The sequence below is a fragment of the Acinetobacter sp. YH12142 genome, from assembly GCF_013418435.1.
Taxonomy (GTDB): Bacteria; Pseudomonadota; Gammaproteobacteria; order Pseudomonadales; family Moraxellaceae; genus Acinetobacter; species Acinetobacter amyesii.
Genome location: NZ_VPCB01000001.1, coordinates 242,379 through 257,689, shown reverse-complemented (window position 1 = coordinate 257,689; position 15,311 = coordinate 242,379). Strand labels below are relative to the sequence as shown.

At 40.1% G+C, this 15,311-nt stretch carries 14 protein-coding genes; 10 read left to right on the top strand and 4 right to left on the bottom strand.

Annotated elements, in window-relative coordinates; translation table 11 throughout:
• Positions 1-160 precede the first annotated feature (160 nt).
• Entirely contained in the window at positions 161-2,128 is a 1,968-nt protein-coding gene (locus FTU77_RS01270; protein WP_180007251.1) for a DUF2075 domain-containing protein, read from the bottom strand.
• Positions 2,129-2,217: 89 nt separating this feature from the next.
• Complete coding sequence (locus tag FTU77_RS01265; protein WP_180054270.1) at positions 2,218-4,578, bottom strand: Tex family protein; 2,361 nt, start codon at positions 4,576-4,578, stop codon at positions 2,218-2,220.
• Between the two features lie 335 nt (positions 4,579-4,913).
• Between FTU77_RS01265 and ompR the strand changes: the two genes are divergently transcribed.
• The 5 genes from ompR (at position 4,914) to FTU77_RS01240 (ending at position 10,529) form a co-directional block, all read left to right on the top strand.
• The gene (ompR, locus tag FTU77_RS01260; RefSeq protein WP_078189809.1) at positions 4,914-5,678 is read left to right on the top strand and encodes a two-component system response regulator OmpR; all 765 of its coding nucleotides are present in this window, start codon (positions 4,914-4,916) and stop codon (positions 5,676-5,678) included.
• 285 nt (positions 5,679-5,963) lie between these two features.
• On the top strand, positions 5,964-7,424 hold the full coding sequence (locus FTU77_RS01255) for an ATP-binding protein (protein ID WP_180024744.1): 1,461 nt from the start codon (positions 5,964-5,966) through the stop codon (positions 7,422-7,424).
• Between the two features lie 206 nt (positions 7,425-7,630).
• Complete coding sequence (locus FTU77_RS01250) at positions 7,631-9,148, top strand: acetyl-CoA hydrolase/transferase family protein (protein WP_180007250.1); 1,518 nt, start codon at positions 7,631-7,633, stop codon at positions 9,146-9,148.
• Between the two features lie 126 nt (positions 9,149-9,274).
• Complete coding sequence (locus FTU77_RS01245; RefSeq protein ID WP_078189811.1) at positions 9,275-9,694, top strand: GNAT family acetyltransferase; 420 nt, start codon at positions 9,275-9,277, stop codon at positions 9,692-9,694.
• A 148-nt stretch (positions 9,695-9,842) separates the two neighbouring features.
• Positions 9,843-10,529 carry a DsbA family protein gene (locus FTU77_RS01240; protein ID WP_111885832.1) on the top strand — a complete coding sequence of 229 codons (687 nt, stop codon included), beginning with the start codon at positions 9,843-9,845 and terminating at the stop codon, positions 10,527-10,529.
• Between the two features lie 77 nt (positions 10,530-10,606).
• On the opposite strand, the gene FTU77_RS01235 is transcribed toward FTU77_RS01240, so the two are convergent.
• Complete coding sequence (locus FTU77_RS01235; RefSeq protein WP_067761311.1) at positions 10,607-10,807, bottom strand: dodecin family protein; 201 nt, start codon at positions 10,805-10,807, stop codon at positions 10,607-10,609.
• 237 nt (positions 10,808-11,044) lie between these two features.
• On the opposite strand from FTU77_RS01235, the gene FTU77_RS01230 reads away from it, so the two are divergent.
• From FTU77_RS01230 to FTU77_RS01210, 5 genes are all read left to right on the top strand, one after another.
• Complete coding sequence (locus FTU77_RS01230; RefSeq protein WP_218947234.1) at positions 11,045-11,293, top strand: glycine zipper domain-containing protein; 249 nt, start codon at positions 11,045-11,047, stop codon at positions 11,291-11,293.
• Positions 11,294-11,526: 233 nt separating this feature from the next.
• On the top strand, positions 11,527-11,715 hold the full coding sequence (locus FTU77_RS01225) for a hypothetical protein (protein ID WP_180022687.1): 189 nt from the start codon (positions 11,527-11,529) through the stop codon (positions 11,713-11,715).
• A 351-nt stretch (positions 11,716-12,066) separates the two neighbouring features.
• The gene (locus tag FTU77_RS01220) at positions 12,067-12,246 is read left to right on the top strand and encodes a hypothetical protein (protein ID WP_180007056.1); all 180 of its coding nucleotides are present in this window, start codon (positions 12,067-12,069) and stop codon (positions 12,244-12,246) included.
• Between the two features lie 11 nt (positions 12,247-12,257).
• Entirely contained in the window at positions 12,258-13,706 is a 1,449-nt protein-coding gene (locus tag FTU77_RS01215; protein WP_180054268.1) for a hypothetical protein, read from the top strand.
• A 98-nt stretch (positions 13,707-13,804) separates the two neighbouring features.
• Positions 13,805-14,965, top strand: coding sequence for a hypothetical protein (locus FTU77_RS01210; RefSeq protein ID WP_180054266.1), 1,161 nt, complete (start codon positions 13,805-13,807; stop codon positions 14,963-14,965).
• A 68-nt stretch (positions 14,966-15,033) separates the two neighbouring features.
• On the opposite strand, the gene FTU77_RS01205 is transcribed toward FTU77_RS01210, so the two are convergent.
• A complete protein-coding gene (locus FTU77_RS01205; protein WP_180054264.1) occupies positions 15,034-15,309 on the bottom strand; it encodes a hypothetical protein in 276 nt (91 codons plus the stop codon).
• Between the last annotated feature and the right edge of the window lie 2 nt (positions 15,310-15,311).

Sequence of the window (15,311 nt, the reverse complement as noted above, 5' to 3'; positions counted from 1 at the left end):
ATGGCGTGACTTATATTGTCTGACAATCGAACGATTCTATAGTGTGTTTTGATACGTGATTTGTGTGATTTTTACACTTTATTGCGAAGTTTAAGATTCAGCTCATTTATCTTTGATAGGCCTTAAAAGAAATAAAAAAACCTCCCAAATGGGAGGTTTTTTATAGCGTATTGAAACCACATTGCTTCAAAAAATTATACGTCGAATCATAATATTTCTTGGGACGAGTCCAGTCACTGTCATCTACAGATGGTATATACAACACCATACCTTGTCGCGCCCGAGTCAGTAGCACTCGATATGCATTTAACAGGTATTTCTGCTTTTCAGTTTGCCTTATATTTTGCCATCGACTACCTTTAAAGGCTTGAAATTGCCAATCTTGATCAAAATAAAAATTAATATCCCATGCCACGCAACTGTAATCTATTTCCAAGCCTTGCACATCAAACTCAGTTGCAATATCTTCCAAATAATACGCAGAACGTACATCTGTATTTGAATTCAAAAACCAATCTGCAGGTGTTATTTTATTCTTTACATCAATACCTTCGGCTTTTAAACGTCTGGCACCCGAACTAGCAATAACCCCAAAGCGCTCTGAACCCTTAGCCTTTCTTTTTAACCACTGTTTAGCAACATTAAAATCACGACAAAGCAGAATAGGATAATCTTGGGACATCATATGGTAAGTTTCTTTCGCGGACTTTGCATCACCATCTAATACATGTTGAATCAAATGTGAAACTTGTTCGCTGCGAAATGACCGGACAGAAACAGCAAGATGTAAATCTTCCTCATTTTTTCCATTTTTTTGAACCCAGAATTGTTGTTTAGGATCAGTTAAATAGACTTTATCCTGCAAAATTTTGTTAGAAAAGTAGATCTTCCATTTCGGGTATTTATGTTCTAATGCTGATAGCCATTCAGAAACACCTGCTTCTCCAGTGTTAATCTCCTGCCCACCACCAATCAGGCAAACAACGACACACCAATCAGCGTGGCGATCCATAACACTAATGAGAAACTCTGGTTCAGACATCGAAAAATTATCAATACCTTTTTTCTGTTTCATAAAGTTTGAAACCTGATCCTTTTGCCAGGCCCTTTGAGCTTCATCAAAAATAACGACTTTTTCGATTGGCACCTCATTTGATTTCAAATAATGATCTCTAAAATGATGAATATTTTGTATAAAGGCTTTGGCTTCACGTTCTGCCTCAGATCGCGTCTTTTTTTCTGTTTGTTGCTTAGCAAGTTCCACGGTATTTCGAACCAATGCTTCACGTAAAACATCAACTAAAGGACCATTTCCAGATAAAAATACAGAATGTTCTTGTTCATTTGTTTTTAAACGCTGGTTCGCAATATTAAGACCGGCCAATGTCTTTCCTGCACCAGGTACACCCGTTAAAAAACAAATCGTTTTTTTATTTGTTAATTTTGCATCTTCAATAATTTGTTCGATTTTTTTCGAAGTGATCGCTAAATTTTTTGCACCGGCATCACTTCTAGAAATTTCATCCACTGTATGACCTTGATATAACGCCTGAGCTGCTTCAATAATTGTGGGTGTTGGTTTATATCGAGACTCAACCCACTGTTTGATATTAAGTTGCGTAAGACCTGCAAATTGATAAAGCGCTTGTTCGATTACAATCCGTAAATTATGGGTGTTACAGCATAAAGTATCTTGATAAGTGGATACCGCTGACCATGACTGTTCACAACTTTGAGCTTGGGTTGAAATTAAAAGTGGTATGACCTTTTGCTGATGACTACCTTCATGAAAATTCAACAAATCCAAACAATAATCTATGACCTGAGTCTTAGCATATTGTGGGTAACTCTTTTCACCTACTTTAAATTCAATAACAAAAATTAAATTACGTATCAAAAGAATGTTATCTACGCGCTTACCCATCCGTGGAATAGAGAATTCAAAAAAGATTTCTCCCTCATCTAAAAAATCCAACTGTTGTTTTAAAATCTCAATTTGTTTTAACCAAGCGTTCTTTTGTAAATCTTCCAATGCAAATTCATGCTGTAGTGCCAAAGCCCCCATAATTTCTTGTTCATTTGTATGTATGAATTGTTGCACTGAACCCTGATAATAACTACGTAACATTATGGTCTTCTAAGTTTATTTAAGCTTTGATTGTTTTAATCTTATATAAAAAAACCTCCCATATGGGAGGTTTTTTTAACAGTTAAAGATTACTTCGAACCTTTAATCCCTGCTTGTAATAACAACGCACCTAAACCACCGATTTTATTTTCTTGTGGTTTCGCTGCTTGAGGTTTTTTATGACCTTGTGGGCGGTCGCCTTGCGGACGGGCATGCTGTGGACGTTTCGCATGTGGCTTACGCTCACCTCGTTGTTCTTGCTGCGTATTGTCACGACGTGGTTGACGTTGTGGTTTCGCTGCAGCAGCACCTTCTGCACGCATAGACAAGTTGACACGGTTACGTTCAACATCGACATTCAAGACGCGAACTTGAACAATTTGACCAGGCTTCACAACTTTGTGCGGATCTGCAACAAATTCATTTGCAAGTTCAGAAATATGCACTAAGCCGTCTTGGTGTACACCCACATCCACGAATGCACCGAAGTTCGTCACATTTGTAACCACACCTTCAAGCTGTAAACCTTCAGTCAACTGAGCCACTTCAGTGATGTCTTCACGGAATTTTGCCGTACGGAACTCTGGACGCGGGTCACGACCTGGTTTTTCAAGTTCAGATAAAACGTCCTGAATCGTTGGCAAACCAAATTGGTCATTTACAAATGCTGCTGCATCGACCTGACGGATAATTTCAGTATTACCAATAATATCTTTTACAGTCGTTGCTTTAGCTTCCACAATTTTTGCCACCAAGTCATATGACTCTGGGTGAACTGCAGATGCATCCAATGGTTCAGAACCATCTTGAATACGTAAGAAACCTGCTGCTTGTTCAAAGGTACGTTCGCCTAAACGAGGTACTTTCTTCAAACTTTGACGGTTATCAAAACGACCATTTTCTTTGCGGAATTCAACGATTTGCTGTGCAATCGATTTGTTTAGACCCGCGATATAACCCAAAATAGCAGATGATGCAGTGTTGACATCAACACCTACTGAGTTCACACAGTCTTCCACAACCGCTTCTAGCGTTTTTGCCAAACCGGTTTGGTTCACATCATGTTGATATTGACCCACACCAATCGATTTAGGATCAATCTTCACAAGTTCAGCCAATGGATCTTGTAAACGACGTGCAATCGATACAGCACCGCGGATCGATACATCTAAATCTGGCAATTCATTTGACGCCAATTCAGATGCTGAATAAACAGATGCACCCGCTTCAGAGACAGACACACGAATCAAATTCAAATCCGTATTCGCAGCCATCATTTCAGCCACAACCGCTTCAGTTTCACGGCTTGCAGTACCATTACCAATCGCAATTAATTCAACATTGAATTCGCGGCAAAGGCGCGCAAGTTCAGCAACTGAACCTGCTTTATCTTCTTTCGGGGCAAACGGGTAAATAGTGCTGTGTGCAAGAACATCACCTGATGCATTCACAACAGCCAATTTCACACCCGTACGGATGCCAGGGTCTACACCCAATGTGCAACGCGCCCCTGCAGGAGCAGAAAGTAATAAATGACGTAGGTTTTCAGCAAAGACATCCATCGCTTCAGCTTCAGCAGCCAAACGTTTTTCAGTCAATAATGAATGTTCAATCGCAGGGCGAACTTTACCAAGCCAGAATAATTTTGCAGTTTGTTTTAAGAAATCTGCACGCGCTTGTGGTTGTGCTGTTTCTAAATTGTATTCAGTATCAATACGAGCCAATGGTGCATCATCTTCACCATCGACTTTTAAGCCCAAGACATTTTCTTGACGGCCACGGAGCATCGCCAATAAACGGTGTGAAGGGACTTTATTTAAGCTTTCAGAGAAATCAAAGTAATCACGGAATTTTTTACCGACTTCTTTTTTCTCATCGCTTGCAACTAAACTTTTCAACACTGCAGTTTTCGCAAATGTCGCTTTTAGCTCAGTGGTTAATGCAATATTTTGTGCCCAGTCATCAATTAAAATGTGTTGAATCGCATCTAATTGGCTTTCAACATCAGCATAATCTTCATGACTAAAACCAGCTAAAGCTTCGGTTGGGTCAACCGCTTCATTAAAGATTTTTTCAGCGATTGGGCCTAAACCCGCTTCTTTGGCTTTAAATGATTTACTGGTACGTTTTGGACGGTACGGTGCGTAAATCTCTTCTAAAGCATTTTTAGTTTCTGCTGCATTTACGCGAGCAAGTAAGTCATCAGATAACTTGTTTTGTTCTTTTAGAGATTCGATTACCTTTTCACGGCGCTCAAATAAATCACGCAGGTAAGTCAGACGTGTATCGAGCTGACGTAATTGAGTATCGTCCAGACCTTGCGTCACTTCTTTACGGTAACGTGCGATAAATGGAACACTGGCACCTTCATCAATGAGCTTGATGGCAGCTTCAATTTGATTTGGACGTACGGCAATTTCTTTTGCCAACTGCTGAACTAAGTCAGTCATCGTATTAGATCCCTGCAAGGATAAGTTCTAAAAGCCATGATTATAAAGACCAAGACCATAAAATCCACAATTGTTTTTATAAATTTATTCGTGGTTTTTAATGCCAATTCATCTCAAATACACATTTTTTTACGAAACTGACTATGAAACAGCAAATTAGCGAGACTTAGACAAGCAAACTGATTCGAACAACATGTATACATTTGGTATCTATGTCTTGATTTTAACTGCAATATTTGTTGCTTTAGAGCATAGTAAATTTATATAAATGAATCGTATACTCAAGTGAAATCGACTTTTTGTTTACGATGACAATAAAGAATAAGGAGCACGTCATGAGTTTAGTTGTACCTGCTGAAAAAACAGATGCCGTACAAGCCGAAACCGACCGAGTCGAACGCATTCTGGTTGTCGATGATGATGTGCGTCTACGCACCCTCTTACAACGCTTCCTAGAAGATAAAGGTTTTGTGGTCAAAACCGCACATGATGCGACTCAGATGGATCGTCTGTTGCAGCGGGAACTCTTTTCCCTGATTGTGCTCGACTTTATGTTGCCTGTTGAAGATGGCTTGAGTATTTGCCGCCGTCTGCGCCAATCTAGCATCGACACCCCGATCATTATGCTGACCGCTCGTGGTAGCGATTCAGACCGTATTGCTGGACTTGAAGCCGGTGCAGATGACTATTTACCAAAACCATTTAACCCGAATGAGCTATTAGCTCGTATTCGTGCAGTACTACGTCGCCAAGTGCGTGAAGTACCTGGCGCACCAAGCCAACAAATGGAAGTGGTGTCTTTTGGTCCTTGGTCACTCGACCTATCTACACGTACCTTAACTCGTGAAGGTCAAGTCGTCACATTGACGACAGGTGAATTTGCCGTACTCAAAGCATTAGTTCAACACCCACGTGAACCACTGACACGCGACAAGTTAATGAATCTTGCTCGTGGTCGTGAATGGGGTGCTATGGAACGTTCAATTGACGTTCAAGTTTCTCGCCTGCGTCGTTTGGTTGAAGAAAACCCAGCACGTGCGCGCTATATCCAAACTGTTTGGGGCGTGGGTTATGTCTTTGTTCCAGATGGTGCTGAATAAGCCAAATAAATAGTAATAAAAAATTCCGCCGTTCATGAGGCGGAGTCTTTTCATTGAACATTAAATTTATCCAATAACCTGCGGTTCGCCTTACTTTTGTTTCGGCAAAAGTAAGCAAAACCATTGTCATACGCAAAACTCGTCTCATTTCTGCTTCATATCAGAATCATCGCAGAAACATAATCTATTCCATGCTTCCTGCCTCGAACAGTTGCGTATGACCTGAACGCGTATCCAACAGGGTTAATTGATCTCACACTCTAAAATTTACTCTAGGGATATAGCGTGAAACTCGAACCCATCGACCCACAGGAATTTACCGACTACGTTACCTACTCCGAAAAAAAACGGACACCTTGGGAACGCTTCCTCGATAAAATCAAACCCCGCTCTGCAGCCATGCGGACCACCGTATTGGTCTTATTTGTGGTGTTTTTTAGCCTGTTTATGTCCTTATGGTTCTTTTGGCGCACACTCTATTTACCCGAAATTCAACAACATGCTCGTTACCTCGCGGTCGAGCTTGAAATCATTAACAATCCTGATTTACGGATTTTTCATAACAATGCCGAAGTGGATGTCGACGACTGGATGCGCAACCGTGTCGGGATCGAATATGTGACCGATCCGAAAGAATTCCCCAATGTCAAAGACAAAGTCATTGCAGAGTTCTTTACCAATCAAATTGAAAAGAAACTGGCCAAAGAAATGCGCATTGATAATGCGACCGTGTATTTCCAATTTAAACCTGACCCACGCATCTGGATTCAAACTCCAGAAATGAATGGCAACTGGGTTCGCGAGCCTTTAAAAACCTATGCCAACTATAGCGCAGAGCTGATTTTAGGCTGGTTATTGGGTATTCCGCTGATTGCTGGCATCATTATCTTAACCTTGGTTCGTCAGCTCAACCGTCCACTAAAACGTTTACAAGATGCGGCAAACAACTATAGTAAACAAGGCACTGCTCCTTATTTAGAAACCAACCATGGGCCACAAGAAATCCGTGAAGTAAACCAAGCCTTTAACCACATGGTCTACACGCTGGAACAAACTGAACGTGATCGCCGCATCATGTTGGCCGGTATTTCCCACGATTTGCGTACTCCGCTGACCCGTATTCGACTCAGCGCAGAAATGATGCCTGATGATGACTTCCTAAAAGAAGGTCTGATTTACGATGTTGAAGATATGGATGCAATTCTGAATCAGTTCATTTCGTATATGCGAGATGGCTCTGATGAGGTTCCGCAAGATACTGATTTAAATGCGCTATTGCAGGAATTAGTGATTCAATTTAAACCTTTAGATATTCGCTTTGAACCTCAAGACTTACCGATTATTCAAGCACGTAGCCTGTCCTTAAAACGATTAATAGGCAACTTAATCAATAACTCAAAACGCTATGGTGCCGAGCCGATTGAACTGTCTACCGAATATGAAGGTGATCATATTCAAATTCGCGTTGCCGATAATGGCGAAGGGATTCCTGAAGACCAAATTGAAGACCTGATGCAACCTTTTGTACGTGGTAATGATGCACGTACCATTCAAGGCAGTGGACTCGGTTTAGCCATTGTAAAACGTATTGTGGATATTCACGAAGGTCAACTTTCAATTCACAATCGAGCAGAAGGTGGACTCGAAGCGATCATTTCTTTACCACTGCAAAAACTCGAAAATGATGAAATATTAAACAACAGCCCATTGGAAAAAATTAAGCAAAGTTTAACTGAACGCTTTTAACAAGCGTTCAAAAAAGCAACGAACAGTTTTGTTTAAGCTTTAACCATTGATATTTTTAACTTTATTATTCAGTAGTTTAAAAAACATAATAAAATCTTATACCCACATTTTTTCAAAAAATTAGACCTTAGCCTAACAGGTATGCAAAATGGCTTTTTTGATCGGTACAATCCGTATCAGTTTTGAGAATTTCACGAGAGTATATGATGTCTTTAGATCGCATCCGTTTAGCTGCCCTTCACGACAAAGTTATCAGCGCAGAAAAAGCTGCTGAATTCATTCAGGATGGTATGACGGTAGGTATGAGTGGTTTCACACGCGCAGGTGAAGCGAAAGCTGTACCTTTAGCGTTGGTTCAACAGGCTCATGCTAATCCTCTTAAAATTACCCTAATTACTGGCGCGAGCTTGGGTAACGATTTGGACAAAAAATTGACTGAAGCAGGTGTTCTTGCTCGTCGTTTACCGTTCCAAGTAGACAATACATTACGTAAAGCCATCAACAAAGGCGAAGTGATGTTCATCGATCAGCATTTGTCTGAAACAGTTGAACAAATGCGTAACCTTCAGCTTAAAAAGCCTGATGTGGCAATTATTGAAGCTGTTGCGATCACTGAAGATGGTGGCATCATCCCTACAACTTCTGTAGGTAACTCTGCAAGCTTCGCAATTTTTGCTGAAAAAGTGATTGTTGAAATCAACACCAACTTAAGCCCAGCATTCGAAGGCTTACACGATATTTATATCCCAACGTATCGTCCAACACGTCAAGCGATTCCATTGACTCAAGTTGACGAACGTATTGGTACACATGCAATCAACATCGATCCTTCAAAAATCGTAGGTATCGTATTTAACAACGAATTGCATGACTCTCCATCTACAGTGACTGCACCTGATGATGAAACTCAAGGTATTGCAAACCACCTGATCGCTTTCTTTGAAAAAGAAGTAGAAGAAGGTCGTTTACCGAAAAACCTTGGTCCATTACAAGCAGGTATCGGTTCAATTGCAAACGCAGTATTGACTGGTCTTAAAGATTCAAACTTTGAAGACTTGATCATGTACTCTGAAGTACTTCAAGACTGTACATTTGAATTGATCGACGCAGGCAAAATGAAATTTGCTTCAGGTTCTTCTATTACGCTTTCTGCTAAATATGGCGAAAAAGTATTTAATAACCTTGAACAATACAAAGACAAACTTGTATTACGTCCACAAGAAATTTCGAACCATCCAGAACTTGTACGTCGTTTAGGTATCATCGGTATCAACACTGCGCTTGAGTTTGATATCTACGGTAACGTGAACTCAACTCACGTTTGCGGTACAAAAATGATGAACGGTATCGGTGGTTCAGGTGACTTCGCACGTAATGCACACTTGGCGATCTTCGTGACTAAATCAATTGCAAAAGGCGGCGACATTTCTTCTGTTGTTCCATTTGCTTCTCACATTGACCATGCTGAACACGACGTTGACATCTTAGTTACTGAACAAGGTCTTGCTGACTTACGTGGTCTTGCTCCACGTGAACGTGCTCGTGCAGTAATCGACAACTGTGCTCACCCTATGTACCGTGATGCGCTAAATGATTACTTCGACCGTGCATGTGCGAAAGGTGGTCAAACACCTCACCTTCTACGTGAAGCATTGTCTTGGCACATCAACTTCGAAGAGAACGGCCACATGTTAGCTGCTCAACCTGAAGTGAAAACTGCTTAATTGACAGTGAAATGAAAAACGCTCTTCGGAGCGTTTTTTTATGGCTTTTATTTTTCAATATGACTTATCAAGTCTGCAAAACTCGACTAATCTAAATTGGTCAAAATACATGCTAAAACAAAAATTATGTTTATTATCCGCCCCTATCTCGAATCTGATTTAGATGATGTGATTGCACTTTGGGAACTGTGTGATCTGACCCGCCCATGGAATAACCCTGAAATTGATATATTTCGAAAATTGGCTCAACGTGATCAATTATTCTTGTTGGCGGTCAAAGATGATCAACTGATTGCAACTGTCATGGGTGGCTATGATGGACACCGAGGCTGGGTCAATTATCTTGCCGTACATCCACATTTTCAACGTAATGGCGTCGCTACCGCCCTCATTCAACAATTAGAAAAACGCTTAATTGCTTTAGGCTGCCCAAAACTTCAATTACTGATTCGCCAAGACAACATTGACGTACAAAATTTTTATGAACAATTGGGCTATGAAGAGGTTGAAGTGATTTGTTTGGGTAAACGTTTAATCACGGATTAATCGTTCGACAAATCTTCATTCAATCCTTGTAACAAAATCAAAAAAAACCGACATTGCGCCATCGAAACAAAAATGGATTGCATTGCTTGGCTTTAAATTTTAGGATTTGCCCCCATCATTTTCCCAGAACATAGAAAAGAGATTTCCCATGCGTGTAGATATCTGGTCAGACGTGGTTTGCCCATTTTGTTATATTGCGAAAAAACGCCTTGAAGCTGCTGCCGAAGAATCGGGTGTAGAGCTTGAAGTGTTTTGGCATAGCTATCAACTTGACGCAGATGCGCCCGCTCGCCTAGAAATTTCTAATACTGAACGTCTAGCTCAAAAATATGGCCGCAGTATTGAAGAAGTTGAAGAAATGCAGCGCAATATTGCCGAAATGGCAAAAGCTGAAGGTATTGAATTTAACTGGCAAAAAGCCAATTCAGGCAATACTTTCAACGCGCACCGCTTGATTCATCTTGCACAAAGCAAAGGTCTCGGCAGTGAAGCCAAAGAAGCTTTCTTCTATAGCTATATGACGCAAGGCTTGGCCATTGGTGAACGTGAAACCTTAGAAGACGTTGCATCTCGTATTGGTCTAAACCCTGTTGAAGTCGATGACTTATTAGACTCAGATGAATTTGCTGATTTCGTCAAATACGACGAAGAAGTAGCACGCGATCAACTTAAAGTTACGGGTGTACCGTTCTTTGTGTTTGAGCAACGCATTGCTTTAGCAGGCGCTCAACCGAAAGATGTATTTAAAAAAGTGATGGACAAAGCTGCGGAACTCCCTGAGCTTGCTCCTACACCTGTCTGTAATGATGAAAGCTGTGAAACACCTGAAAAATAATTCAGCGTGTTCAAACAAAAATCCCCGAACTTCGGGGATTTTTTTTGATCAGTTTTTAACATCAATAAAATTAAAACTTATTCAACCAAGAAGCTGATTTTTAAGTTCACTCGATATTCCGCAATTTTATTGTCTTTCACCACAACTTTCTGTTCATTAATCCATGCACCCTGAACGTTTTTCACGGTTTCAGTGACTTTATTAATTCCCGTTTGAATTGCATCTTCAAAACTTTTTGTGCTACTTGCATTTACTTCAACGACTTTAGCAACAGACATTGTATTTATCCTCATTGTTATGATTTTGAAACTTCATCATATGATTAAGTCGCTTATTTTGGTTATTTTTTAAACATCAAAACAGCAAAATATTACATGTCTTACACAGGAGTGAATTCCACTTCGAGGGATTACAAACTGACCATCATTTATTACATGCTTTCTGTTTAAGCAGTGGTCGCTTCCGATTAGGCTAAAAGCTTCATTCTTCTAATGATCATGCTCGGGAGTAATGTTATGACAATTGAACCTCAAGCAACTTCTGCTGAAACCGAACTATCTACCAATACACCCCCTCAATCAACCACCAACGAGTCCCAAACAGGGAAGAATAGCTTTCTCTCACGTTTTTCTCCGACCGTCAAAGGTGCTGCAATCGGTGCTGTTGCAGGCAGTATTTTGCCCGTTTTTGGTACGATCAGCGGTGCCATTATTGGTGGTATCGCAGGCAAAGTCTATGAAAAGAAATGTGCCAAACATTCATAGATTTTTCATCTATATCTGAGTGATACAACGCTGTCACTCAGCCCCTAAAAGCTCTAGAGCAATAACTCTAATAGACTGTTTTATATAAATATTAATTCATACCGTTTATCTTGCGTTGCCGAATCGATCATTTTTAATTGATTATTTTTTGATATTATTTTCACATAAATTCAAGTGATTAATTTTCTCCCTGACTCAATTTTGAGTCACTAATGATTGATAGGAATACACAAATGAACGCAATCAAATATGCTATGGCTGTTGCTGTGATGGCGCTTTCTGCAACTGTTTCTGCACAAATCGTTTATGTACCAGATTTTCCAGTAAAAAAAGCTGTGACTGCTGAAACTGCCAATGCAGAGAGCCAAGCTCCAGCTGCTGATACAACTGAAGTTGTAACAAATACAGAAAAAAAAGCTTAATTTTTAGCTGATTTTTCTATAAAAAAACCGATGGCTCCCACCATCGGTTTTTTATTTTATGTGCCTTTACTTTGGGCTTTATTCTTTACTTAACATTAAAAATGAACTTCTAAAAGCGCTCGATCGCTGATGATGACTTCAAAAAAATTGATCAAACCATACCGCTATATCTTTTGCAAAACCTATCTTTAAGCTAATGATTTGGTATTATTTTTAAACAAAATGCGCATTAATTGTCATATTTAACGCTTAATTTGTAGAAGCTGACATTTATTTCCATGTTTTTTTTAATGAAATCTCTATAATCAAATGAACTAATCGACTTCTTTATTTTTAAATTTACATTGTCCTATGCAAGAACTTCAGGCACTGATACAAGGAAAAATTTCACCGCAGGTCATAGATATTGAGCACCTGATTGAATTGGCCAATACATATCGAAACCCGAATTCGGCTGAATATAAATTAGTAGAACTTGCAACCAATATTGTATTGGCTAAATATTTAGAAAAAGCACAAAAAGTCCTTTAGGAAGTGGACAAATGAATTTACAAGACAAAGTACAATTAATAAAAGAAATCCATGTACTGACCCATCAACTTGAACATCGTGCTTTGAGTTTTTATGAAACTGCGCTTTCTAAACGTCGGATTCATGAAATTTTTGCCTTATGCGATGAACCGATTTTTCAAAAGCAAATATTAAGTTATCGTGCATTAACTAAGCCACAAATGGCTGCCACTGAATTTTCCAAACAAACGCCATATTCATTGTTATTTCGTGGCTATTTTAACCATGATGCTGCACTTGAAAATGCTTTATATCAATATCCAGAGATGGGTTGGGCCTTGCTGCATGACCATGAATTAGGTTGGCAAGTGTGGATGATTCCAGCCAAACAGCGCACGGCTTTACTCAGTGAATGGGGCAATTTTAACGAATGCTATGATTGGTTAATTGAACAACAACAGCTATATAAATGTTTAATCAGTGATACCGATCTAAGTCTACATACCTTACGCCTAAAGGATGAAATCATCACAGCGCCAAGCTGTGTTGCCGCAAGTGTGGACGACCTACTGCCAATTGAAGCGATAAATAAAGACGGTTCTGTCGATCTAGATCATTGCGATAAGCAAATCAATGAAGCGGATACGTTGCTTGATAACTCAAATACAAATAAACCGGAGCTTTCTGCACCTGATACCGTTCCTCTTGTTCTAATTGAGCAGCCAACACATGCGCCATCGGAGGAACATCTCAACTCGACAATGGCAGGCGTTGAACTTCCTGAACAGGTTCAAATCGCTCAATATGCCGCTCGCGTTCAAACGCTGCAAAACATCGATGCGCAATTGGCCTTGTATGAATTGCAGTTTATAGATCAGCCTGAACTCACAACGCAACTTGATGTTCTATTGCATACGACAGATGGTACAGATTGGAAAAACCAGCCACTGTATTTAGCAGAGCAAATCAATACCGAAGGTCGCTTCATCAAATATCTCTTGTTGTTTGGTGCGCAAACGCAAATGGAAGCCATTCGACTCTCTCAGCTGTTTTGCCAACAACATCAACATGAACTTGCTGCGATTAAAGTCATGACCTGGGACAATCTAGAACAACTATGTGCTGAACCTGATCAGCTCTATCAACAGTCTCAGCAGGCTGAAATGATTTGGTCGCAAAACGACTATTACCCCTTTATCCCGGCACAATTAATTCATACGCAAAAATTCATTCATTTTGATGAACCTGAACCGACGCTACATACCCCGTTGTTATTATTACAAGAACGTCAAAAAATACGGTTAATCCACGGTCAAAAACGCATGGCACTCTTGCGTACCGAACAAGCCCTTCCCTATTTGATCCTCCATCGACAGCAAGGTTTAAATTGGCAGAGCATCCAAAATTTGATCCAACAATTGCCTCAACCCATTGATGTGATTTCGCTTTATCAAGCACTTAAGCAAATGACCGAAGAATAATTGCATTTATTTTGTAGTTTGGCTTGCATTTATCCGACAAAAATAACAAAACTACAGATGCAGGATACTCAGATGATAATTAAATAGAGCCAAAACATATGCATAAAAAACAACAGTACTTTATTCGGACTTTGCTTTTTTCCGCATCAATGAGCTTGATGTATCAAGTTGCTTGGGCCAATGAAACTGATGCTGTCGTCAATGAAACTGAGGGTGAACATTCGCAGGATGTGCCTGTAACTGACCAAAATTCACCGTATATCACGCCAAAGACCTATGATTTTTTAGATCAAATTCCACGTTGGATTGATGCAACACCGACCTTCTTACCTGAACAATCAGATCACCCCATTGTTCCGACAACAGAACAAACGGAAAGTAATAGCTGGACCGATAAGCAACAAAAAAAAGTTCGTCAATGGGCAGATCGCACTGCAGTCAAAATGGACCATTGGTTTGGGAAAAGTGAGCCAGAAAAGCCTGCCAATGCAACCCTACGGGTCATTTTAGATAACAGCTGGGATAAACATGACGGTTACGAAATTAAGCCACGTATACGAGGAAAAATTAAACTCCCGACCTTGGAGAAAAAGTTAAGCGTCGTGTTTGGTGATGACTCTTTGGATAATGAGCTTGAAAATAATGCCGCGATTACCAATGAAAATCCGGATGGACGAAACGATAAACATTATGACAATAAGCAAGCGCGGGATGACAACAGTTCGCTCGCGTTACGTTGGTCTGAAATTTCAGATCGGCTTCCATTTGAAACCGATGTCGATCTCGGCTTACGATCTGGAGATGACCTATATGTCCGCTTAAAAGCAGCTAAAAAATGGCAACTCGACAACGACTTTAGCTTTTTAGCCGAACAAATTTATCGCTATGGCATCGACAGTGAAAATTATCTAAGAACCAATTTAGAATTAACCCATGCCCGTCCAGGCCAACCCTTTATCTCAAACCAATTCAACCTGACTTATGCAGATGCACAGGATGATGATCTGAAATGGGATAACTTCAGTTACCGCCAACACCAATTTTTTAAAGGTAACCGATTCAACTACGGCCTATATACAGGTGGTTTTTACAATAACGATCAACTGCGTTTAAACAGTTGGGGACCCTATGTATCATGGCGACAGCCCTTTCTACGTGAATGGTTTTATATCCAAGGTGATCTCAACTACCTCAACAACCATCGTGACGATAAAAGCCACTTTGTGGGCGCTTTAGTGCGCCTTGAAGCCCTGTTTTAAAACCTCTTTAAACACAGCGAATAAAAAGCCCATCTCAACAGGATGGGCTTTTTTTAAATAACTCAGCTTCAATTTTTCTTAATCACACGCACACGATCATTACGTAGAATACTCGGCTGTTTTTCAGCGACTTTTTTCACTTTAGAAAAACTATACTGAACACGATCATTTCGCATCACACGGCGACTATCTACAAAAGGATTAATATCATATTGTGCGATTTGTTTTGAAACCTGCACACGGTCATTACGCACCATTTTTTGCTTAGCGCTATCTGCCTGAGCAGATTGCATGAGACCCATAGAGAGCAGCGAGCCCACTGCAGCGATCACTAAAATTTTCATCT